Genomic DNA, 21,806 nt, shown 5'->3' with positions numbered 1-21,806 from the left:
CCATTTCTGGTTGGGGCTGGCAAGGTACAGGCACGCACAGCCGCAAATAGTCATCGTCAACGCCACAATCACGACCATCGTTCAGAAATTGAACGTGGTCGAAAGGCGATAGGTGCGCGGCTGACCTCGGTACACGAAGCCAGACGCATAAGTACCGGCCCAGTAGTCTTTGTCGAAGACATTATCGACATTGAAGCGGACAGTGACCGGCTTCTCGTTCCACGGAGAATTGAAGGTATAGCGTGCGCCAAGGTCTAGTGTGGTCCATGATGGAATAGTGACGCCGGAGGAGGTTGACACAACCGCATCACCAGTATGGGTTAGCCGGCCGGTGAGCGTCAGCCCTTCCATGAATGGCGTGTCCCATTCCGCTCCAATCACCGCGCGGAATTTCGGAGCGGTATCGTTCCTCTTGCCGTCGAGAGTACCGCCTTCGGTCTTAGTCAGGCGGGCGTCGAGCAGGGTGAGCCCGCCCAACAGGCGAACGCCGGGCATGAGTTCGCCATAGGCGTTCAGTTCGATGCCGCGATTGCGCTCTTCTCCGTTCTGCGCCAATGTTGGGTCCCCGCCCGCGGGATCGTCTATCGAAATTGAAGCGGCCTTGGCGATCTGGAATACAGCCAACGTCGTCATCACCTGACCCCAGTCGACTTTGACACCGGCCTCGTACTGCTTGCTGACGTACGGCGGGAATACCTCGCCAGCATTCGCGTACGTCGTGCCGACGATGGTTCCTGCTCTCAGATCCTCGATATAGTTGGCATAGAGCGAAACGTTTTCCCACGGCTTAACGACCAGCCCAAACGCAGGAGTCCAGGCATTGGCGTCGTATTTCGAGGATAGCAGTCCCGTTGTCCTATTGAAGTCTTTGATACCCACTTCCTGATAGCGAATTCCGGCCATAAATTGGATACGCTCATCGAATATAGATAAGGTGTCTGCAAAGCCAATGCTGGACGCCGTCGTCTGGGAGCTCTTCTTGGGATCGCCGGGATCAGCAACAGAGGACAGGAGCGGAAATACAGGATTATATATGGAATCTATTATCGAAGCGGATCCTTCGGACTCTGCGCGTTTGTATGTAAGTTCTGACCGAGACAGGTTAAGGCTCAAAGCGTGATCCACTGGGCCAGTATTCGCTTTAGCCCGAATGCCGCCTTGCATAGATAGGATGTCCCGCGAATAATGTTGTATTTCTCGCGCGATACTGTATCGGCCGGTGCTGTCGAGCAGCCGGACCTTTTCGTAGCCATTCAAGTCGGCTTCTGAAATCTGCTTACCTATGGCGGCATAGGCTGTGACGTTCTCAAGTATATCGACTTCGCCTCGTATCATGCCCAAGGTTGATTTGGTTTTATATTCCGACCCGGGAGGAACGAGACTCACTGTCGAGCTTGGTGCGCGGGGAAAGGATGATAGCGAGCCGGCGACAGACCGAGCCTGGATATATACCCCATTCGGATCCAACTTTTGGGATTGATGTGCAAAGTCTGCTGACAGTCGGACACGTTCGCCGGAATAGTCGAGGTTGAGCGCCGCAGTACCGAGTTTCGAGTGTTGTGTATCGATTGGCGTATGACCGCCGTCGATAGATCCGTTGAATCGGATACCGAACTCGTTGCTTGCTCCGAAACGACGGCCGACGTCAAGATGTGTACCAATTTGGGAGTTCGACACATAGCGCGTAGTCAGCTGCGTGATCGGTTCATCCGTTGCGCGCTTCGTGACTAGATTGACCGAGCCACCAATAGCGCCGGTGACCGCTGCGGACGCAAGCGTCATACCGTTCAGGAGTGCGCTTGGGCCTTTTAGAATCTCCACGCGTTCAATGTAGTCGGACGACGGGAAAAACAGGGGTGCCATACCGGCCACGCCATTGAGGGTGCGGGTTCCGTCGATTCCGTAACCCCCAAATCCCCGGATGACTTGATAATCGTGGGGGGTACCGCTCGAAGTGCTCGCTACAACAGAGGGATCATTGTTCAATACATCCTGAACAGTCCGCGCCTGCTGATCCTTGATGAGCTTGCTCGTGTAACTGGTGAGGCTGAACGGGGTGTTCATCACGCTGCGGTTGCCGAGCATTCCGACCTGCCCGCCGGTCGCCACCTGACCGCCCGCATAAGCAGGCATTGGCGTCATTGTCGAATTCGGATTGGCCCCCTGCACGTCGATGGTGTCGAGCGGGATCGCGCCCGCCGGCAGCGCGCCGCCGTCGGCGGGCTTCGACGGATCGTAAACCTGCACCGTGTTTCGGCTCGTGAACGATGCGCTCAACCCCGTGCCGGCCAGCAGTTGCGTCACCGCCTGCTGCGGGCTCACCTGTCCGCTGACACCCGCCGTGCGCTTGCCTGCGGTGAGATTGCTTGGATAGAGCATCCGGAGATTGGCTTGACGCCCGAGGCTGAGAAGGCCGCTTTCGAGCGATCCAGCCGGGACCGAAACGTTCACCGCGCCGGCAGATTGGGCGGCCGCTGGTTGTGCATGGGCCGGCTGCGCGTGAAGCACCGTGTCGATGGCAAGCAGCGAAACGCCGGCCAGCGCCGCCGCTGCAATTCTGCCGCCTGTCTTACCCCACGCACTTCCAAACGTCATGTTCGCCCCCGTTGGTCAATACCGAGAGAGCGTCGCCGTGCGCGCACCCTCCTACTGACTAAGAGTCAAAACCGGGGGTGCCTCCTGACGTCGGATCAGAAATAAATTTGAGAGATGTTCCTTTCGCTGCGTTTTCGGCCCAATCGCTTCTCTTTAGAAAGCTTCAACGAGAACGGACAACGACCATCAGACCGGTCAGATGCGTGACGCTCACTGGCAGACTTTCCTCCAGCACGCGAAGCGCTTGGTCGGTATCGTTCAGGTCGAAAATGCCGGAGACTCGCTGCTCTGCCGCCGTGTTGTCCAGGATGACAATTCGTCCGCGACGATAGCGATCTAGGGTGGCTAACACGTCGCGAAGGGGTTGGCCTGAGAACACCAGTTTCCCACTTCGCCACGCGGTGTCGTTGGCGATATCGGCTTTCGTCACAGCGAGACGGCCTTGCGCGGTCAGCCTCGCGACATCGCCAGCCTCCAGCACGACGCGATCGCGGTCGCCGGTCACCTCCACCTGGCCCTGTTCCACCCGGACGTCGCCCAGGGAGTCCCCCGACTGCGCCCGCACGCCATATTGTGTGCCTAGCGCACGCGCTTCCAAAGAAATGTCTTTGACGACGAATGGCCGCTCCCGGTCGCGGATCACAGCGAAGAAGGCTTCACCGCGCAACAACTCAATCCGCCGCTCTGTTCGTGAGTAGTGGATGGCAATGGCCGAGTCCGTATTCAGATCAACGCGCGAGCCGTCGGAAAGCGTGAAGCTGCGCACCTCACCCACAGCCGTGTAGTGGTCGGCACGCATACGGTCGACAAAGCCCATCTGATAAAGTGTGGCTGAAAGCATCGCGACGATTCCGAGCGCAACGACATTTTTCACTACGGCTCGCCGCGATATCCGCAGCTTCCTCAGGCGGTTTGATGGGATCGGAACGTCCTTTAGCTCGGCCCAAAGCTCTTTGAACTCGTCGTAGGCGGCTTGGTGGGCGACATCACGCCCGAGCCAGGCCTGAAACTCGTGCCTATCTTGCTCAGTCGCGTCAGCGGATTGCAGGCGCGCCACCCAGCAGGCGGCCTCCTCCGCGATCCGATCATCGGCTTGGTGCATATTTCTGCCCAACATATCCGCCTATATAGCCAATCTCAGCCCGAACGGGTCCGAGATTGCTGCTACTCTATTAGAGTCGGAAGCGGGCGTTCTACCTGACGTGTCTTTAGAAAAAAATCTCGGAGCGAATTCTTCGGCAGTGAATCAGCGCCTTGATGATGTGTTTTTCAACCATGTTGCGCGAAATGCCAAGATTGGAGGCGATTTCGCTGTTTGACAGGCCATGCAGGCGGCTCAGGATGAACACCTCTTGGCAACGGTTCGGCAGCTTTTCGATCGCCCTCGCCAACAGGATCAGGCTCTGCCGGCCGTTGACGATGCGCTCCTGATTTGGAGCGTCCTCGGCCTGGTTCTCGCCAGCGTTCTCCGGCAGGAACAGCTCGGCGTCCGCAGCGAGGCGGGCGGCTTTGATCCGGGCAACGGACTTGGCGATCTGGAACAGGTAGGCTTGCGGGTTTTCGATAATGGTTTTTGAAGGGGCGTCGAGCATCCGCAGGAAGGTCTCCTGCGTGGCGTCGGCAGCTTCAGTAGCGTTGCGAAAACGTCGCATGAAGAAGCGGCGGAGCCTGCCCTCCTCCGAACGCTGAAGATCGTGAACCAACGCCCCGAGCATGTCGGGCTCTCCTGACCATCACACGGAACGAGGCTTCTTCGCGCCGACACGTGGTCGTCGGCACTGCCTCGCTCATTTGATCGGCATCGTTGAGCACGAGTCAGGACTCGCCTCGCAGAGTGTCGATGTCAGGACGTCTTAGCCGGATCGGATTTCTCCTGCAAATTCAATAGTTTAAATTCATTCTAAGCTCACGCGTCAGATACCACTTAGAACCGTATGCGGATGCCCCAACGCATTGAAAGTAAACCGCGTTTTGGCGGAAGTGGCACACGCGTGACACCCCTAATAAACCAGGTGGGCATTAGGACGTCAGTTATACCGCACGCCCTCTGCCGCCGATGCGCGACGCGCAGGCCCGAAGGAAAGCCCGTAAGGAACAACAGCGAAGCCAGTGCGACACCTTACCGACAGAATGCTGCTCGCTAGGCCGCATTGCCTAATAGAGATTAGTCTTGCAGTCGCGGTGCAAGCCTTCTTGCATCAATCCAGGCAGCGAGACGGCCGCCCGAACGAGCGTTGCTTGTAGGCCGCGCTCATTGCTCAACTTAACATGAGCGCCGAGCATTGCAGCCGACAGGCGTCGACCGCTACCGGTAAGGAGTACGGCATCGGGCAAAATCGTAGTTTGTCGTAGAAAATCGTAGCCCGTGGTAGCGGGGGAGCGAGTCGAGCCCCGACCCAAACAATCCGATTCTGGTTCTGCAGAAAACGGCACCCGATGCGACGCTAGAACGGATTGTCCGTTTTGATCGCCCTAATATCCTATTCTACGACGAGCGAGGATTCGACGTGTACCAACTGATCTGCGCACTGTATCGCATGGCGTGAAGATACAGAAACAAAGAAAAAGGAGAAGTCGCACAGCAATCCGCGACGTCCGACCACAAAAAAAGTCGCACGAGATCCGTTTTATTCTCGGCCGCCATCTCGCGAAGTTATTGGAAAAGAAGGTTCTTTCCTTGGTGGGCGCACCAGGGCTCGAACCTGGGACCCGCTGATTAAGAGTCGTATGATTTGCTAGGAAAATCAATGCTCGTTCCGACAAAAGGGGCAACAAACCTGCATTGAAGCCACAAGAGCTTTTCTCCTTGTCGGAATGACGGGTTCGATAAGCGAGGTTGGTCTTACGGCAGGGAAGACGGACTGCGAGTTGTCGGGGGTTCGAGTCACTGGACCGCTACATCGCTAGACCCACTACTTCGGAAGCCCTGTTTTCTTATCGGCGCGCAGCGTAACTGGCTTAGCTGCGCATTGATGGTCCGCCAAATGCCGCCCTTTGCGCGCGATTTAGCTACGGCATCGAAAGCTACGGAGCAGGTTCGCCGGGCATCCTCGGCGCAGCGTCTAATCGATTGCAAACGTAAAGGTTCCGTCATTCTGCTGCGATGGTGTTCTTGGCGAGCCGGACGGCAGCGAAGCGCGTCAATGCTTCGCGAACGCCGGCACCGTAAGCAGGGTCGGCCTTGGCGCAGTTGACGATGTGCCGTTCCTGGATATGGATCCCAGCGCCGCCGAGGGCACGCGCCGTGTTGTCGAATAACGCCTGGCGCTGGGCCGCATTCATGTTACGGAACAAATCGCCCGGCTGCTGATAGTGGTCGTCATCGACGCGATGGTCCCAGTGCGCGGCCGCGCCGTCGAGCTCGAGCTGCGGCTCGTTGATGTCGGGCTGGTCAGTCCACTCGCCGTGGCTGTTTGGGAAATACGTCGGCGTCCGGCCGAGATTACCATCAGTTCGCATCGCCCCATCACGGTGATAGCTGTGAAACGGACATTTCGGCGCGTTGACCGGGATGTGGTTGAAGTTGACGCCAAGCCGGTAGCGCTGCGCGTCTCCATAGGAGAACAGGCGCGCTTGGAGCATCTTGTCGGGCGAAAAGCTGATACCCGGCACAACATTAGCCGGCGAGAACGCAGCCTGCTCGACTTCGGCGAAGACGTTTTCCGGATTGCGGTTCAGCTCGAAATAACCGACCTCAATCAGCGGGAACTCCGCCTTCGGCCAGACTTTTGTCAAGTCAAAGGGATTGAAGCGGAAGGCCTTGGCCTGTTCGTCCGTCATGACTTGGACGAACAGCGTCCAGCACGGAAAGTCTCCACGCTCGATACTCTCAAACAGATCGCGCTGATGGCTCTCGCGATCCTTGCCGACCAACGCTTCCGCTTCGGCGTCGGTCAAATTCTGGATGCCTTGTTGGGAGCGGAAGTGGTACTTCACCCAGGTCCGCTCATTGGCAGCGTTGATGAAGCTGTAGGTATGGCTTCCGAACCCATGCATGTGGCGGTAGCTGCGCGGAATCCCGCGCTCGCTCATCACGATGGTGACCTGATGCAGGGCTTCAGGCAGCAAAGTCCAGAAATCCCAGTTGTTGTCAGCGCTGCGCATGCCCGTGCGCGGATCGCGCTTAATCGCGTGATTGAGGTCGGGGAAGCGCAGCGGATCGCGGAAGAAGAACACTGGAGTGTTGTTTCCGACCATGTCCCAGTTGCCTTCCTCGGTGTAGAACTTCAGGGCAAAGCCCCGAATATCGCGTTCGGCGTCGGCCGCGCCGCGCTCGCCGGCCACGGTCGAAAACCTCGCAAACATCGGCGTCTGCTTGCCGGTTTGTGAGAAGATCTTCGCCTTGGTGTAGCGGCTGATATCGCGGGTTAACGTTAAGGCGCCGAACGCGCCCGAGCCCTTGGCATGCATGCGCCGCTCAGGGATGACTTCGCGATCAAAATGGGCGAGCTTCTCGATCAACCAGATGTCCTGCAGAAGGGCCGGTCCGCGCGGGCCGGCGGTCAGGATGTTGAGATTGTCGTTGACCGGAGCACCGGTGGCATGGGTCAGATGTTGGGGCTTGTTGGTCATGAGACTATTCCTTGTTGAGTGGCTGGCAGCACAATGCGTAGGGCGCGCTTAGCCGTGCCAGTGCGAGCGGCGGATCACGCTGCAGAAGTTGCCGCGATGAAAGTGTGGCTCCTTGTCGGCGATCACGTCGGCCTTGACGTTGCCAAAGGTCGTCTCAGACTTATGCTTGATGCCGTCATAGAACGCCTGGATGATGTCTTCCTTGAAGTGCGGCGTGCGCGGGAAGGCTTTCACGACGGCTTCGCGTTCCTGCTCGGAATATTCTTGGTACGTAAGCCCGAGCACGTCCATTTCGACGCCTGCGGTGACTAGGGCGACGACGGGGTGCATATGCTGCGGCACGCCCGGCGTGGTGTGAAGCGCGATTGCAGTCCAGACCGTGTAGGCATCCTCCTCTGGGACGCCGTGACTGCGCAGGAAATTCCGCGCTGCATGGGCACCATCAACTTCGAACCGCTCGTCTTTGCTGCTGTGGCTGGGCATCAAGCCGATGTCGTGAAACATCGCACCGGCGTAGAGCAGCTCGCGATCGAACTTGAGGCCGCGATGAACTCCGGCCAGCGCGCCGAAATGATAGACGCGGCTGGAATGGTTGAAGAGCAATTCGGTCTCGGTGTCACGGACATATTCGCTGATAGCCCGCGCCAACTTGCTATCCGGAATGGCGGCATCTTGGTCGATAAGTGTCACTACCTTCTCCTGCACTTCTTGCTTTGTCCGCACGATAAGACTGCGCTTGCATGTCAGCAATCGAAGTAATACGTCAAAAACGGACGAAACCGGATTGAGGCGGACATGAAGGTGAAAGCAAAGACCGTTGTGATCGTAGCCCTCCCCGGCGTGCAGCTCCTGGACGTCGCCGGGCCGCTGGACGTTTTTGCCGAGGCAAACGCTCAGGCGGGTCGTCCGGTGTACCGGTTGTTCGTGGCGGCAGGACTACCGGGCCCTATCCGTAGCTCGTCGGGTGTACTGCTGACGCCCGACAGGATCATTGATCGCAACTTCAACGAGACGATCGACACGCTCCTCGTCGCGGGATGCCCGAACGCGGCCGAGGTTCCGGCTGACGGCATCGTCATCGAGTGGCTTCGTCGCCGGGCACCCGCGGCGCGACGCTTCGGCTCAGTGTGCAGCGGCGCGTTTTACCTCGCGGCTGCCGGTCTGCTCGACGGCCGGCACGTCACTACGCATTGGGCGGTGGCGGACGTGCTGGCCGAGAAATTCCCCTCCGTCATCGTAGATCATGACGCGATTCACGTCGCTGACGGCCGCCTCAGAACAGCGGCTGGCGTCACCGCCGGCCTCGATCTGGCGCTCAGCCTTGTGGAGGAAGATCTCGGACGCGAGCTCGCCATGCGAGTGGCCAGCCAACTCGTGATGTTCTTCAAGCGACCAGGCGGTCAGATGCAATTCAGCCGTAAGGGTGAAGCTGTGCCGGCCGGTCGCTCGGCACTGCAGGAACTACAGCGCTGGATCGCCGCCAATCCGGCACTGGATCACAGCGTCGCCAGCTTGGCCAAGCGCATGGGGCTCAGCCCCCGACATTTTGCTCGGCTGTTTCGCCGCGAAGTCGGAATTACCCCCGCGACCTGGGTCGAAGAAGTCCGTGTCAACGCCGCCAGACGCTTACTTGAGCTTGGTCGTGAGGCGCCAAAACAGGTGGCGACACAATGCGGCTTTGCCGACGTTGACACATTGAGGCGTGCTTTTGCACGTCACATCGGAATCACTCCTGCCGAATACCGTAAGCGTTTTGCGCCAGCGGTTGCGTGATGGATCTGGGCGTGCTTGAAGCCTGCGTCAGGCAGATCTGTTCGCGAGACCCACAATTCAGGGAGCGAGCCTCGTGAAGACGTAGTCATGGCCCTTTGCGCGGGCTTCGTGGCAGGCGAAGCAAGTGCGGTGCTGGGCCTCGCCGACCGGCTTGCCGTTGACAAATCGGCCGAAGCCCCAGCCGCCGGTCGCGGCATATTTCCGCGAATCCTTGAACTGTCCGCTGAGTAGGTTCAAATCCCTACCTGCAACCATCTCAAATTGCTATTTGAGGCAGCGGCCTGAACGGGTCGATCGGTCGGCCGCTCCGTGGTCAATATGAGAACCGAAACGCCAGCGACGAACTATGTTTGTGGATATGGATGGAGAGTCTGGATCGTCCTGCGAACCCGGCGTCCCGAACGCAGTGAGTATCCTCTAAGTTGTTGATTTTTCTTGCCGTGACGGGTGCTCTCGTCACGCTTTGTTCACGTTCGTTTCAGCTAATTCGTTGCGATTTCGTTGCGGCGCTCCTGACGAGAACAGACGGGACCGTCATTGTTCCAAAGCCCCTCACCCGCTTTAGAATTGCCTGCGGATCGACTTCGCCATTGCTGGATGTCCACGCGACGAATTGATCCGGTCGGACAAGTACCAGCACCGCCTCATAACGCGCACGTTCCCCAGTGCGACGGTCCTCGATCACCATGAGGGGCACAAATAAGAGCATATGCCCAATCAAGGGGCAATAACCCGGATTTGTGCCTATGGGGCCGTCTCGCCCCGACGCATCTGGGTGTTCGCTCGCCAGATTCGCGTGGAAATGGTTGGCGTCGGAGGCGAGCACAACGAAACCCCGATGGGTCCTGACGCGGAGAAACTGAAGTCCGGCCGACTGGAGCGGTCGGTTAACGCCTCACTCCCGTGCTCCGTCGATCCACCGGCGCTACCCCGCGATCATCGGATAAGAGCGCAGCCGTTCGCCCAGCCGCCCCAGCGGAGATGCCATTCATTGCATGCGAATTCACGGGAACACTCGCTTTCGAAGCCGTAAATGTCGGAAATCTAAAGCCAAAGAGCACGACAGCAATTCTTCCAACGGACGATCGTACATTTCCAGTTGCAAGCCGTAGTGCGGGAACCTTTAGAGTGCGGCTAAATTAATAGGCGTATCCGAGTATACCGCGTCTCTAGGGTGTTCCGAAATGCCAAGTAACGCTGCGCTGTTCAAGCGTGTCAGGCAGCAATGTGGCCTCAAGCAAAGCCACGTTGCAGAACTCCTTGGCGTCACTCAAGCAACGATATCCAGATGGGAACGTGGCGAGCTCAACATCTCGCCCGAGCGCATTGAATGTTTGCACAAATGCGCAAGCATCGCGCCCCCTCTGACAGATTGTCATATAAAGCGGCTTATCCGAAATTCATTGAGCCCAATCCATTTGATTTGCGATACGACCCACCAGTTGCTCGCAGCTTCCCCTGCCAGGCTGCAAGAATGGGGACGCGAGGCATCCGAGCTTTGCGGGCAATCGCTTTGGCAATTCGCGACGGACGAAATCAAGGAGGCCGAGTACCGTTTGTCCTGTATAGGATGGTGCAAGGGGCTCACGCGTTCGGCGGTAACGTACACGGGAGGGTGTGAGGAACGGGGCCTTCGTATTTTGCCCGGTTGGCTACTTTGGGAGCGGATACCGCTCAGTGACGGCGGCGTAGGCCGCTTGGTAACTACCATTTCAAACGACGATCTCCGAGCCGAGCTCAGCGATTACGTCGTGTTAGTGGCTGCGCCCTAGCGTTCCGGCTTGATGAGGCCCGTTGCCGCTTTGCCGTTCGCCGCGGGCCGAAAGGTAACTTCACTATTTCCGTTTTGATCGAGAGTTTCCAGGGTTGGCCGTTGACCATCCATCGTGCTCTTGCCTCCCCAGGATATCCATAACGCCTTCTTGTCGGGCTGCGTGGCGGCAGCGGCACGCATATTTTATACGTAGCTACCGGAGGATATTGCCAGTCTACTCGCCGCATCGACTTCGTGCGCGTCCAAGGTCCCTGAACCGCTATTTGAGATTCCGATGGTCATCTTTCCGCTTACAGCAGAGCCGCCGCTGACGGACCAGGTTCTGTCCGATCAAGACGCGATCATGTGGCGCGAAGGTGTCGATCGCACAATCATGACGATCGTAACAAACATCGCCTTGCTTGGTCGTTCTCCCGACCGTCAGCGTTTCTTCGACGTCGTTGCGACAGCGGTTCAGCAGACACCGCGATTACGTTCAGTCGTACGCGCACCCCGATGGGGTGAGATTCTCCCGCGCTGGGAGGCAGACACCGCATTTGCATTATGCAATCACCTTCATTGGACGATTTGTCCCGACAACGGCAGCGAACGCGGATTGCTTGATTTGGCTGCGCGCATCGCAGCCCATGCTTTCAGCCTTGAATTGCCAATGTGGTCCGTCACGCTGGTCGAAGGATTGACGGGCGACCGAGCCGCCGTGATCATCAAGCGGCATCACGCAATCCTGGACGGGCTTGGCCTTGCCAGATTACTGAACCGAATTGTCGATTCCTCGAAGTCCGAGGAGAGCCTTCGTCCTTCCGAGGTGAGAGAGGAGGCAAAGGAATCCGAGAGGACCGCCAAAGTTGCGGAATCTTCAGCCTTCCCAGAAGATCCTGGCAGATTTAACCAAGTGACGACAATAGCTACCAACCTCTATAGGTCCGCCCGCCTGCTCGCACCGGCGCCGAAGTACCTCAGTTCCGTGATGCAGCCACGCTCTCGCGGGCGGCAATTCGCGATGGTGACCTATCCGCTCGAACCTTTGAGAAACGTGGCGCGCGCCACCGGAAGCACGCTGAATGATGTGTTCATCGCCACAGTGGCGGGGAGTATACAGGAGTATCATGCAAGCCATAACGGCGTTGATCCTAGGGTGCGTCTGTCTCTGCCGGTGGCCGGTCCAGTGGAGAGCCGGTCTGCGAGTGCAGGAAACCAGTATTCGCTGGTTCGCATCGTGGTTCCTTTGAACGTCCGGAAGCCCCGCGACCGCATTTCATGCTGTCGCAATCTCGTGCAGGATGCGCGGAACCGGCTTCCAAGTGGCCCAGGCGCCGCTCTCGGGTCGGGAATCCTCAGCCGATTGCCATCGCAGGGGCCGCGGTTTTTGGCGCCGTGCTGAAAGGCGTCGATGTTTCAACCACCAACGTGATCTGCTCAAAAAAGCGTCTCAAGTTTTCCGACATCGACATCGAGCGCTACTTTACCTTCGCGGAGACGTGTGGGGCGGCCTTCGCAGTGGCGCTGTACAGCTATGCCGAAAATGCCAACTTCGGCATTACAATCGACACTAGTGCCGTGCCGGATGCGGACAATTTGATCTCTCTTTTTGAAAAGAGCCTCGAAGAGATAAGTCAGGTATAGCCCATCCTGGCTTGAAGCGATCCATGAACGAAATATTGCGCGTGGGCATCGTGCGGCGCTCCACGCGACAAACCCGCGAGCTCGGCAGAAAATGCCTGACAAGAAACCAACCGAGAGGAAATTGCCCGCTCGTTCTTCGTTGTGGTCATGGACTTATGTTCTCTTGATCTTGGGCGCATTTTTCGAAGCGCTTTCGTTCACGTTTCTCTATCCGGTACTACCGAGACTCGTAATCCAGCTGGACGGAAGCGCCACTGACATCGGTCTCGTAATGGGCGCGTTCAACTTTATCTCGTTTATCAGTCGGCCAACTGCCGGCTGGCTGAGCGACCGCTTTGGACGCAAGCCCCTGCTCTTGATCGGATCGATAGTCTCGTCAATTGCCGTCGCAGCCATTTCGATTGCGCCCTCTGTTGGAACACTCGTGATGTTGCGAATGCTGCACGGCGCTGCGGAGGCTGCGTTTTACGTTGCGGCGGCAACCGCGGTGACCGACATAGCGCCCGAGGATCGCCGCGCAGAGGCGGTCAGTATTTTCTCCATTGCATTTTTCGCTGCGCTCGGGTTTGGCCCCTGGGCAGGCGACGTCCTTCTGGGGGGCGGACTTTCTTCTACCTTGATCTTGGCAGCTGCATCGGCGATTCTGGCAACGTTGCTTACGACCTGGATCGCCGTTCCTTCGCCGGTACCGCCAGAACACCTCCAGCTGGCCAAGCTCCTCCACCCGGCTGCCCTCCTTCCCGGCCTTCTCTTCGCGCTCTCGCTGATCGGGTATGCCGGCTTTACCGGGTTCATTGCGATCTACCTCGAACAGTACCGGATACCACATAGCGGCTGGTTCTTTGCTGTCTACGCAGTGACTGTCGTTGGCGTTCGCATTTTCGGCGCCCGTATTCCCGAGCAGCTGGGACCGCGCACGGCTGCGACATCGGCCATGGTGGCCATAGCGATCGGACTGGCGTTCCTCGGTCTCCATCCCACCCTGCTCACCGCGCTCCTGGGGACGATCATTCTAGGCGTCGGCCAGGCGATCTGCTTTCCTGCGCTCCTCGCCGTGGCGCTTCAGCGCGGAAACGAAAGCGATCGTGGCGTTATTGTGGGTACTCTGGTCGGGTTTCTCGACGTTGGCGTGGCCTTGGGCTCGCTCGTCTTCGGAGTTATAGGCGAAAGCGTCGGCTACGATGTAGCGTTCCTCGTCGCCGGGGTGGCAAGTGCGACGAGCGCCGGTATGTTGTGGATGATCCGGGGGACCAACAGTACAAGAGAAAGTTCGCGCTAGATCACGGACGCTGCTTCGGCATTGAGCGAGAGGGTATCTTCGCCCTCAGCAGCAAGCTTGTTCTCCGCCTCACGCCTTACCAGATCACCAAGGACACAAAGCGCGGGATCAACCTGGCAGTACCTCGTCATCCAACGGGGCTGAAACACCATGAGTTTCTCGTGATGTTCCCATGACCCAAGCATCGCTTCGTTGTGTTGGATCTGGACTTCGAGTTTGTCCAAGGCCTTGACTACCTTTGCACCGAAGGTGGATTGCTCCTCAAACTCGACCCAAAGCGACCGGAGCTCGTCACGGATTCCCGGCGGCACTAGAGCCAGAATTTTATTCAGCGCGGCACTTTCGACCGCAAAACGATCCCTGATGCCTTGCTCGCTGGCATAATTGAACACCGGGATGTCGCCCGCTTCGGCCTCTGCAATGTCGTGTATGATCGCCATCTTCAGGTACTTGAGGACATCGATCGGTTGCTCCAACATTGGAGCAAGCAACACCAACATCAGCGAGACACGCCAAGTATGCTCCGCGACGCTTTCCTGCCGCCCGTTGGACAGCCAGCTGTGCCGTAGCTCGAATTTGAGCCGCTCGGCAATATCGAGAAATCGCAAGATCTGCGTGAGCTCCGACTCCAGCTTGCTCGTTGCTTCCATTTTGCACCGCTCCTACACCAAGGATGAGGCAATCCCCTTCCATTGCCCATCGTCAGTGTATCTTGTGACAAAGTCCGGCGCCAGATTGCGACACCCGGGAATATTGAGCCAGAGACGCAACAGCAGCCGCCGCTTGTGCGGTTCGGCAAAGTCGTCATACGCGGTTCGCGCGTGCAGCATGGTGTGATTGTTGCAGAATTGGATGTCGCCAGGTTCGAGCATCATCGACAGGGCCGCGCCCGGACGGTTTGAAAGCCCATCGAAGAGATCCAAAGTTTCGCGCTCGATGGCTGAGAGCGCTATTCCGCTCTTCGAGACGGCCGATTCAATGAGGCCTCTCACGTACCGGCAGCTCAGGTCGTCCCGATAGTAGCTGAAAATAGGTATCCGCGAACTCACCGCTCGATCAGCCCCACGCTGTTCTCCGCGCCGATCGTAAACAAAGCCGCTGTAGAACAGCCCCAATAACTCACGATGCTTCACGAGTATCTCGTTGTACAGACTCATGGAGCTGACGACGGCGCTTTCGCCTCCGCTTCTCGCCCGCCGTACGCACAGCAGGGCGACGACATCACAGCTATCGCAGTGAAACGGCAGGTAATCTCGCGTCTGATAGCCGCGAATCTCGGATTTGCTCGTGTCCGCATCAAGGCCGGTCACCTCGGTGACCGTTTCGTCCATCCGATTCTGCGACACCGGTGCGCCAATCCAGCTTCCGAGCAAGCGGAATGCGGTCTTTAACGCCGACAGCTCTCTTCCCTCGATGGGTGCCCCTCGTAGGACGGCGAAGCCGCGTCCGCTCACGACTTCCTTCTTGACGTTATGGATCATAGCGTAGAGGTGAGGGTATTCAGACGCGCTGGGTGGTTGATCCTTCGGATCAATTTGCACCAGCCGCTCAAATTCACGGCGGCATTCCGGTGTGAGCTCACATACCCAATTGGCCTGATCGCCCAGTTCGTCGCCTACCCATGCGCTCGGGCCGTATACCGGTGCGAAGCGTATGGCAAACCTCGTTTGCTGGATATTCATCCTATGGCCTCCTCTGGCGTCCGGAGCTCGCCGGAAATGAATTGCTGCCTGCACTTGAGCCGCGGCTTCTTGGCGCTGGTGTGGACGCGCGGCAGACCGCCAGGCCTGACGTAAACGATGTCAATGTTGCCGATGCCAAATCTCGCTTGTATGTTTTCCATGACCATTTTCCCGATAACAGAATGCTGGAAGTCATGGGAGGATGCTGTTTCAAGACAGACGACGAGCCTGGCCCCTCCCCGCGATGCTTCGAATGCCATGCATGGCGCGCCAGCCAGAGCTGGATGAGCGCCGGCGACGCAAAGTTCGATGTCGAGAGGGAAATAGATCATGCCATCGAGACGGATTGCCTCTTTGCTCCGCCCAAGCACGAAGACTTCGCCGCCTGACGTAAAGGCGAGATCTCCCGAGCGGAAGTACCCACTGCGTTCTTCATCGCCGAGGTCTCGGAAAGAGACAAAATCGGTGGAGGGATGGCCGAGATAGCCGCTGAACAGGGACGGACTGGAATAGCATAGCTCGCCTACGATCGAGTCCGGAACCTCGACACTGTGCTCGGGATCGACGATCGCTAAACGCACGTCGTGGCTCGCCCGGCCGCAGCTAATGACCGCGCGTGCAGTGCGGGCGTGACGGGATATCTGCTTCGCGCGGCCGTGTGAAAGCGCGACCAGGTCGATATCGAGAACGGTGGGCTGGGCTCCCTTTGTCCCCATAGCAATAAGGCCGGCCGCCTCGGTCATGCCGTATGCGGTTACGACGCGATTGGCAGCAAATCCCAGTGGTTTGGTCAGCCCCTCAAAGATCGATAATGTCTCGTGCTGTAGCGGCTCGCCGCCGATAACCGCTGTTCGCCAGCTGGTGAGGTTAAGACCTTGTCCTCCTCCTTCACGCAGCACGTGAATGAAGCGGTCGACGGTCGAGTCTCCAAACGCCGTGTGCCGGATGCGAAGGACGTCGATCAAACTTAGGAAACGGAGCGGGTCCGCCGTGAACGCCTCCGGCCGCACGGAATATGAAACGCCTCCCGCGAAGATGGGCATCAGATAGCCAACCATCAAACCAGCGGAATGAAACGGTGCGCCAAAGGTCAGGTGAGTGTCGCCGACGCCATATTCCCAGCGCTCGGACGTATAGCGTAGATTATGCAGCACCGCGTGGTGATCGAGAACGACGCCCTTGGATGGCCCGGTCGATCCCGAGGTGTAGATGATATGAGCGATAGATCGGGGTGAGACTGCGACATCGCGACAGTCATCGCCCGTATCGGTCAGACCGGATGTCACCTCGATCATGGGCACTCTGCTTAGCGCCGACAGCCGCGCTCCTATGGTCTTCATCAAAGCCACAAGCGCACTTCCGACGAGCGCACAATCAGCATCGGCATCGGCGACAACATGATCAAGGATGGCATCGACCTGATCGATATTGTCGATTGTTGGGCAAACGATTGGAACGGCAACCCGACCCGCATACAAGCATCCGAAGTATGCCGCCAGGAACTCCGGGCCCGACAATCCCACGATGAGCATCCGCCCCCGCCCTGGTTTGATTGCCTGGAGCCGGGCTGCGACAGCGCGAGCGCGACGGTCCAGATCGCGATAGGACAGCGTTGTTAGAGGGACGCCGTCATCGTCGAGGGATACGTGACAAGGGCTTTGAGGCTTCCTGGCTGCCCAGTACTGGATCATCTCGGTGAGGGTCGAGTAGTTAGCGCCGGTATCATGCGTCATCGGTCGCCCTCCTTGTCTAGGCGGTCGCTCGTAAAAGTGAAGCTGGGTTGTGTTGCTGCAGCCCACCGAACAGCTTCTCGCCGGCGTCGCCATTGATCCGGGGGATCAGATATCCGCTCCCGTCGACGGACTGTGACCGCACGCCGACGATCGAAGCGTGCACCAGGCCGGCACTTTCGATGGCGGCCAGGCCTTCGGGAGATGCGTAACAGGTGCAGAAGGTGATCGACGGATCATGCAACTCCCTATGCAGCTGCGCGGCCACCTCATTAACGGTGTCGCCGGTAGCGACAACGGTATCGAGCAGCAACACATCCTTGCAGGAGGAAGGCAGGCTGCTGAGTCGTACGGACACTTCGCTCGTTCCCTTTCTCTTCTTTGCTACTGCAAAGCTCGAGGCTGAGAAGGGAAAGAGGCGATTGGCCGACGGCCACATTGCCATGCCGGCGCGGAGGATTGGCATCAGCAACAAGCCGGCACGGTGAACGTGACCGCTGCTCGAACGCAAGATCGATTCGGTCATTTCGTCGATGATGCATTGGGCTGTCGCCTGGTTTGTGGCTGGCATCGAAAACAGCTTCAACAGCTGATAAATGCTCGCCCCGGATCCTCGGCGCTCCCCGGTGTTCACATCGTGCAGGATTTCGGTGTTCACGGTACTATCCTCCCAGCGCGTCCTGAGATGCGGATTGGCAGGGGTGCTGGTGTCGGGATGCCAAGGATAGGCACCAGTTCGTTGAGTGAGCTGACGATATGGTCAGGTGCAAGAGCACGGCATTGAACCGGGTCACCGTAGCCATAACTAGCCCAGCAGGATCGTGCGCCGATATTGCGTGCGAACTGTATGTCGGCGACGGTGTCGCCGATGACGATCGTGTCCGCGGGCGCAACGAAGCCGAGCGCGGGCTGAATGATCTCGGTGAAACACGCCGGGTCTGGCTTCATTTTAGCGCCCGGGCGGTCGCAGACCAGCAACGAGACGAAAGAGGAGATCCTGAACTGCTCGAGCGCAATCTGTATGGCCTTCTCACCCTTGTTGCTGACGACGACGATGCCGATCCCGGCTGCCGAAATCGCTTTCAGCGCTGCGTGTGCGTAAGGAAACAGTTGGGTGCGTGATCGACCCCTGATCGCTGTTGTAATACTCCCGATAAGTGCGAACCCAGGCATCCAGCACGTCTTTGTCGTTGAAACTTGTTGCGTCGAGTGCCCCGAACGTGTCGGCGAGCCCAATGCCGCGGCTGATGGTCTCGTTGATCTGCAATGGTGATGGCGCCCTTCGGCCGTGGTGCTGAAAGCTGAGCCCAATGCAGTGGACGATCGCGTCATGCGTGGCGCAGAGCGTTCCATCGAAATCAAATATTGCGAATTGCATTGCCACCGCGCGCCTCTCTCTGCCGACTTTTCAAAGGCTACTGTTGGGCTTCATAATGCAGTTGATCCGTCATGCGATCTGGCGTGACGTCGACGAACTTCCGAATCCAGCTGCGCATCACGGCTTCCTCAAACTGCGCCCGGCGGTTGCGACCGACTGCGTCGGATCGCTTTTCTTGGCTGAGGCCTGCGGCAACCGACATTAGGTCCTCCTGATAGGCGGTGGTGTATTCGGGATGCGCCTGGATCCCGAGGGTAGGTCCTGCCAAGCGAGAACATCTGCGCGGGACAGTGTCGATCGCTTGCCAGCAGCTGGGCCGACCGGGGGAGTTCAATCACTTGCTCACTGTGATTGAAGATCAGGTCCAATGTGGGCCTGAAAGGCTCCATCCATGGCGCAGGTTTGGAGATGTGGAGTTTGCGAACGCCAACATTCCACCCCGACGGCAGGCGCATAACGCGCCCGCCCAACGCCTGCGCAATGATCTGATGGCCGAAACAGAAGCCGATGACCTTGGCCGAGCCTTGGTCGGCACTCCGGATGAAGTCCCGTAAGGTAGCGATCCAATCTTCATCGCCGTTTGCGGAAAATCGGCTGCCTGTGATCGCGAAGACATCGCAGCGATAGCTGCGGTCAGGAAACTGGTTCTTGTACGCTTCGAAGACGTCTATCCTGACAGCGTCTGCGCCCAGGTAGGCAGCAAACATGTCGGGAAGGTCACCGTGCTTTGCGATGAATTCGGCGTTTACCCAATCCGCCTGTAGCAATCCGAGCCGCATATGACTTTCTCTGCCGTTGTTGAAGGACAGGCGGTTCGAATTTCACGCGGCAAACCGGATGAAGTCGACAATCAACATGTCGCGGGCCGCTGGAGTGCCACCAATTCGGCAGGTCACGGGGGTTGCCGTGTGATACAATGCCCGGTCATTGAAAAAAAGAAACTCGCCCGGATTGAGGCACTGCTCGATGACGACATCGTCGGCCCGTGGCGACTTTGCGACAATGCTGATGCCACCGGCGACGTTTCGGCGGCCGACAGCGATATGGCATGAGAAGTCATAACCGTCCTGGTGCAGTCCTGGCGCGGGAGAGCCCATGCGTTCGTCATCCGCGACGACGCGGATTTGGTTGACGCCGATCGCGTAGGAATCGACGGATATCGGCAGACACGGCTTCTTTAATATAGCGCTACGGCAAGCTAAAAAGCCTGAAGGACGCCTTTGTTGTTGCGCGCTCGCTCGTCAAAAAGCGAGAAGTGCGCGAGCGCTTCGAGCCGTCGAATCCCCTAATGGCAGGCGGCGAAAACTTGCAGCCGTTGCTCATCTCGCCTCCTAATTGAAGTCCGGCCTCACATCAGCACCCCGCTTGCCGCCAGCCGGTGTGGCTTGCAACAAAGTCCCTGACGTGTTCGGGCACTGGTACGCCATCGATATCGCAGCGGGCTTTAATTTCTTCGACTACTTGGTTGGAAACATCCTCGATCCAGTGCTCAAGTGTGTTGAAGGCCATGACGCGAACCGGAGCGTTGAATTGGCCGGTTAGGAGATCGGAGATGATCGTTTCGAGGTCGTCCCGCTCGATCCCAGGGCAGTCAATGCGTGACGCGCCGAAACTATCGAACACAAGGTAGACGGTCTGATCAGCGCCGTAAGGCACTCCCGTCAGCAAACAATTTGGCATATGCACCGCCACGTTGCTCTCCTTCGATGGAAGTTACTGTAACGTCTGCCATGCTACTTCTAGTCGGAAGCCGACAATCTGGATGCACTGTTGCGCAAATTTTGCGTACGGCATTTGATGGCCGCCTTTCATCGCCACGCAGCCCGGGCATGATTGCCGAGTCGCACGCCGTCGCCATCCTTCCGACGTTCGGCGCCAGGCACGCCCTGGATCGTTTCTCTGCATCGGCTTGCCCGTAACTGAAACCATCAACAGCTTCGGTAAGAGGCGCGGAAGCGCATCCAGATAATCGTCGCCATTCAGCGACTCGCGGTGCTCGGGATTGACGACCAGATTGCTCGTTTCATTCAGGTTTCGCGGAAAGCGCGGGAGAAGCTATCGAAGGCCGGCTTCATGATGTACTCGAAAAACGTACGCTCTCCGGTCTTGATGTAAATGTCGGCCGGCATGCCGGGTGTCGGGATGAATTCAGGCATGTGCTTGAGAATATCGTCTTGGTCTAGGCGCACCCGAACCACATAGAATTCCCGACGCGTGTCACTCGCAGGGCGTGTTTCGGCCCTGATCTGTACCGGCTCCGCCAACGCGTCCGCTGACACGTAGATGACGCTCGCGCCGACCATGGGCGTGATGCGCTGGTTGAGCGCCGACAGCCGCACCAGCGCCTCCTGACCTACGCTCACGTGCGAAATGTCCTTGGGACTCACATGTGCCTCGATGACGCGCTCTTCGCCTATCGGTAGGAGCTCAAGCAGCACGGCGCCAGGAGAGACGACGCCGCCCGGTGTATGGAAGTTTCTCTTCACCACGATGCCCCGGACCGGCGAGCGAACGTCGACACGGTCGACGACATCCTGCGCGGCGCGAATCTGCTCCTCCACGTCATCCAGGTCCGCTTCGGTCTCGCGCAGCTCCTTGATCGCATCCCGGAGCGCCGTCGAGTGGAGCTGGGCTATTCTTTCGTTCGCCTGAGCGATCCTCTCCTTCGAATCGGCAATGCGACCAAGATACTCGCCGAGCTCTCCCTCGAGACTCGCCTCGGAGCGTTGCAGCGCCAGCACATCCGACTTGCGGACCAACTGCTGGCGAAGAAGCGAATTCTTGTCCTTCAGCTCTTCGGCGAACAAGGCAATACGCTGTTGGGTGGACTGCACTTGAGCCTGGTATCCGCGGATGCTTTCCTCCAGCCCGGCGATTTGCTTCATGAGTACGCTTTCCTGGGTCACGAGACTAGTCCGGCGTGCCCTCAGTTCGGCACGTTGCCGCTCAAGAACTGCTTTGATTTCCGGATCACGTGCGCTCGCGCTGAATGCTGCGGGAGTTTCGATTGTCTCTGAAGAGCTCATTTCAGCTTCGAGACGCGCCTTCATGGCGAGCAGCCGATACTTTTTTAAAACCAACCGCCTCAGCTTGGAGTTGGCAGCGGTGTCGTCCATGCGAACGAGCACCTGGTTCGCCTCCACGGCATCACCGTCCTTTACCGCAATCTCGCGAATGATGCCGCCCTCGAGGTGCTGCACCAGCTTGTTCTGTCCGGTAGCCACGAACGTGCCCGAAGTGACGACCGCACTGTTCAGTGGAGCGACTCCGGCCCAAACACCGAAACACCCGAGCCAAACGACCAGCATGGCGAGGCCGGTGAAGATGGGCCATTTGGCGCTCAGCGGAACGCCGCGGTACCACTCACCGGTGCTGTCCTTTTTTGCTTTCATGCTGTCCT

At 58.3% G+C, this 21,806-nt stretch carries 20 protein-coding genes and 2 pseudogenes; 5 read left to right on the top strand and 17 right to left on the bottom strand.

The window, feature by feature from the left end; translation table 11 throughout:
- Positions 1-81 precede the first annotated feature (81 nt).
- From V1277_RS28530 to V1277_RS28510, 5 genes are all read right to left on the bottom strand, one after another.
- A complete protein-coding gene (locus tag V1277_RS28530; RefSeq protein WP_334419164.1) occupies positions 82-2,595 on the bottom strand; it encodes a TonB-dependent receptor in 2,514 nt (837 codons plus the stop codon).
- A gap of 163 nt (positions 2,596-2,758) precedes the next feature.
- Positions 2,759-3,697, bottom strand: a complete 939-nt coding sequence (locus tag V1277_RS28525) for a FecR family protein (protein ID WP_334419163.1) — start codon at positions 3,695-3,697, stop codon at positions 2,759-2,761.
- Between the two features lie 106 nt (positions 3,698-3,803).
- Positions 3,804-4,310 (bottom strand): RNA polymerase sigma factor, encoded by a 507-nt coding sequence (locus tag V1277_RS28520; protein WP_334419162.1) that lies wholly within the window; start codon positions 4,308-4,310, stop codon positions 3,804-3,806.
- A gap of 1,375 nt (positions 4,311-5,685) precedes the next feature.
- Positions 5,686-7,167, bottom strand: coding sequence for a catalase (locus tag V1277_RS28515; protein WP_334419161.1), 1,482 nt, complete (start codon positions 7,165-7,167; stop codon positions 5,686-5,688).
- A 48-nt stretch (positions 7,168-7,215) separates the two neighbouring features.
- Positions 7,216-7,857, bottom strand: coding sequence for an HD domain-containing protein (locus tag V1277_RS28510; RefSeq protein ID WP_334419160.1), 642 nt, complete (start codon positions 7,855-7,857; stop codon positions 7,216-7,218).
- Positions 7,858-7,962: 105 nt separating this feature from the next.
- Here V1277_RS28510 and V1277_RS28505 point away from each other — a divergent pair, with 105 nt between their 5' ends.
- Positions 7,963-8,940, top strand: coding sequence for a GlxA family transcriptional regulator (locus V1277_RS28505; protein ID WP_334419159.1), 978 nt, complete (start codon positions 7,963-7,965; stop codon positions 8,938-8,940).
- 57 nt (positions 8,941-8,997) lie between these two features.
- Here the strand turns inward: V1277_RS28505 and V1277_RS28500 are convergent.
- Positions 8,998-9,153: pseudogene (locus V1277_RS28500) on the bottom strand (cytochrome P460 family protein); the annotation flags it as partial.
- 971 nt (positions 9,154-10,124) lie between these two features.
- Between V1277_RS28500 and V1277_RS35100 the strand changes: the two are divergent.
- The 4 genes from V1277_RS35100 (at position 10,125) to V1277_RS28480 (ending at position 13,616) form a co-directional block, all read left to right on the top strand.
- A complete protein-coding gene (locus V1277_RS35100) occupies positions 10,125-10,712 on the top strand; it encodes a helix-turn-helix domain-containing protein (protein ID WP_442894528.1) in 588 nt (195 codons plus the stop codon).
- A gap of 276 nt (positions 10,713-10,988) precedes the next feature.
- Positions 10,989-12,095 (top strand): wax ester/triacylglycerol synthase domain-containing protein, encoded by a 1,107-nt coding sequence (locus V1277_RS28490; protein ID WP_334419158.1) that lies wholly within the window; start codon positions 10,989-10,991, stop codon positions 12,093-12,095.
- Positions 12,089-12,337 (top strand): WS/DGAT domain-containing protein, encoded by a 249-nt coding sequence (locus V1277_RS28485; RefSeq protein WP_334419157.1) that lies wholly within the window; start codon positions 12,089-12,091, stop codon positions 12,335-12,337. Before V1277_RS28490 ends, V1277_RS28485 begins: the two co-directional genes overlap by 7 nt.
- A gap of 91 nt (positions 12,338-12,428) precedes the next feature.
- The gene (locus V1277_RS28480) at positions 12,429-13,616 is read left to right on the top strand and encodes an MFS transporter (RefSeq protein ID WP_334419156.1); all 1,188 of its coding nucleotides are present in this window, start codon (positions 12,429-12,431) and stop codon (positions 13,614-13,616) included.
- Here the strand turns inward: V1277_RS28480 and V1277_RS28475 are convergent.
- The 11 genes and pseudogenes from V1277_RS28475 to V1277_RS28435 form a co-directional block, all read right to left on the bottom strand.
- Positions 13,613-14,266, bottom strand: a complete 654-nt coding sequence (locus V1277_RS28475) for an HD domain-containing protein (RefSeq protein ID WP_334419155.1) — start codon at positions 14,264-14,266, stop codon at positions 13,613-13,615. The genes V1277_RS28480 and V1277_RS28475 overlap by 4 nt on opposite strands.
- Before the next feature lie 12 nt (positions 14,267-14,278).
- Positions 14,279-15,298: a TauD/TfdA family dioxygenase gene (locus tag V1277_RS28470; protein ID WP_334419154.1), complete on the bottom strand. Its 1,020-nt coding sequence runs from the start codon at positions 15,296-15,298 to the stop codon at positions 14,279-14,281.
- Complete coding sequence (locus tag V1277_RS28465) at positions 15,295-17,031, bottom strand: AMP-binding protein (RefSeq protein WP_334419153.1); 1,737 nt, start codon at positions 17,029-17,031, stop codon at positions 15,295-15,297. Before V1277_RS28465 ends, V1277_RS28470 begins: the two co-directional genes overlap by 4 nt.
- A gap of 16 nt (positions 17,032-17,047) precedes the next feature.
- Positions 17,048-17,686, bottom strand: coding sequence for a uracil phosphoribosyltransferase (locus V1277_RS28460; RefSeq protein WP_334419152.1), 639 nt, complete (start codon positions 17,684-17,686; stop codon positions 17,048-17,050).
- The gene (locus V1277_RS28455) at positions 17,683-18,201 is read right to left on the bottom strand and encodes an HAD family hydrolase (protein ID WP_334419151.1); all 519 of its coding nucleotides are present in this window, start codon (positions 18,199-18,201) and stop codon (positions 17,683-17,685) included. Before V1277_RS28455 ends, V1277_RS28460 begins: the two co-directional genes overlap by 4 nt.
- 22 nt (positions 18,202-18,223) lie before the next feature.
- Positions 18,224-18,406, bottom strand: a pseudogene (locus V1277_RS35095) (HAD hydrolase-like protein); the annotation flags it as partial.
- Between the two features lie 37 nt (positions 18,407-18,443).
- A complete protein-coding gene (locus V1277_RS28450) occupies positions 18,444-18,608 on the bottom strand; it encodes a hypothetical protein (protein WP_334419150.1) in 165 nt (54 codons plus the stop codon).
- Positions 18,535-19,113 (bottom strand): type 1 glutamine amidotransferase, encoded by a 579-nt coding sequence (locus V1277_RS35090; protein WP_442894605.1) that lies wholly within the window; start codon positions 19,111-19,113, stop codon positions 18,535-18,537. Before V1277_RS35090 ends, V1277_RS28450 begins: the two co-directional genes overlap by 74 nt.
- Before the next feature lie 114 nt (positions 19,114-19,227).
- On the bottom strand, positions 19,228-19,503 hold the full coding sequence (locus V1277_RS35085) for a 2OG-Fe dioxygenase family protein (RefSeq protein WP_442894527.1): 276 nt from the start codon (positions 19,501-19,503) through the stop codon (positions 19,228-19,230).
- A 256-nt stretch (positions 19,504-19,759) separates the two neighbouring features.
- The gene (locus tag V1277_RS28440) at positions 19,760-20,098 is read right to left on the bottom strand and encodes a hypothetical protein (protein ID WP_334419148.1); all 339 of its coding nucleotides are present in this window, start codon (positions 20,096-20,098) and stop codon (positions 19,760-19,762) included.
- Positions 20,099-20,433: 335 nt separating this feature from the next.
- On the bottom strand, positions 20,434-21,798 hold the full coding sequence (locus V1277_RS28435; protein ID WP_334419147.1) for an HlyD family type I secretion periplasmic adaptor subunit: 1,365 nt from the start codon (positions 21,796-21,798) through the stop codon (positions 20,434-20,436).
- Positions 21,799-21,806: the final 8 nt, after the last annotated feature.

The organism is Bradyrhizobium sp. AZCC 1588, assembly GCF_036924735.1.
Classification (GTDB): domain Bacteria; phylum Pseudomonadota; class Alphaproteobacteria; order Rhizobiales; family Xanthobacteraceae; genus Bradyrhizobium.
The sequence above is the reverse complement of the archived record's forward strand: the minus strand, read 5'-3'. Positions and strand labels throughout refer to the sequence as shown.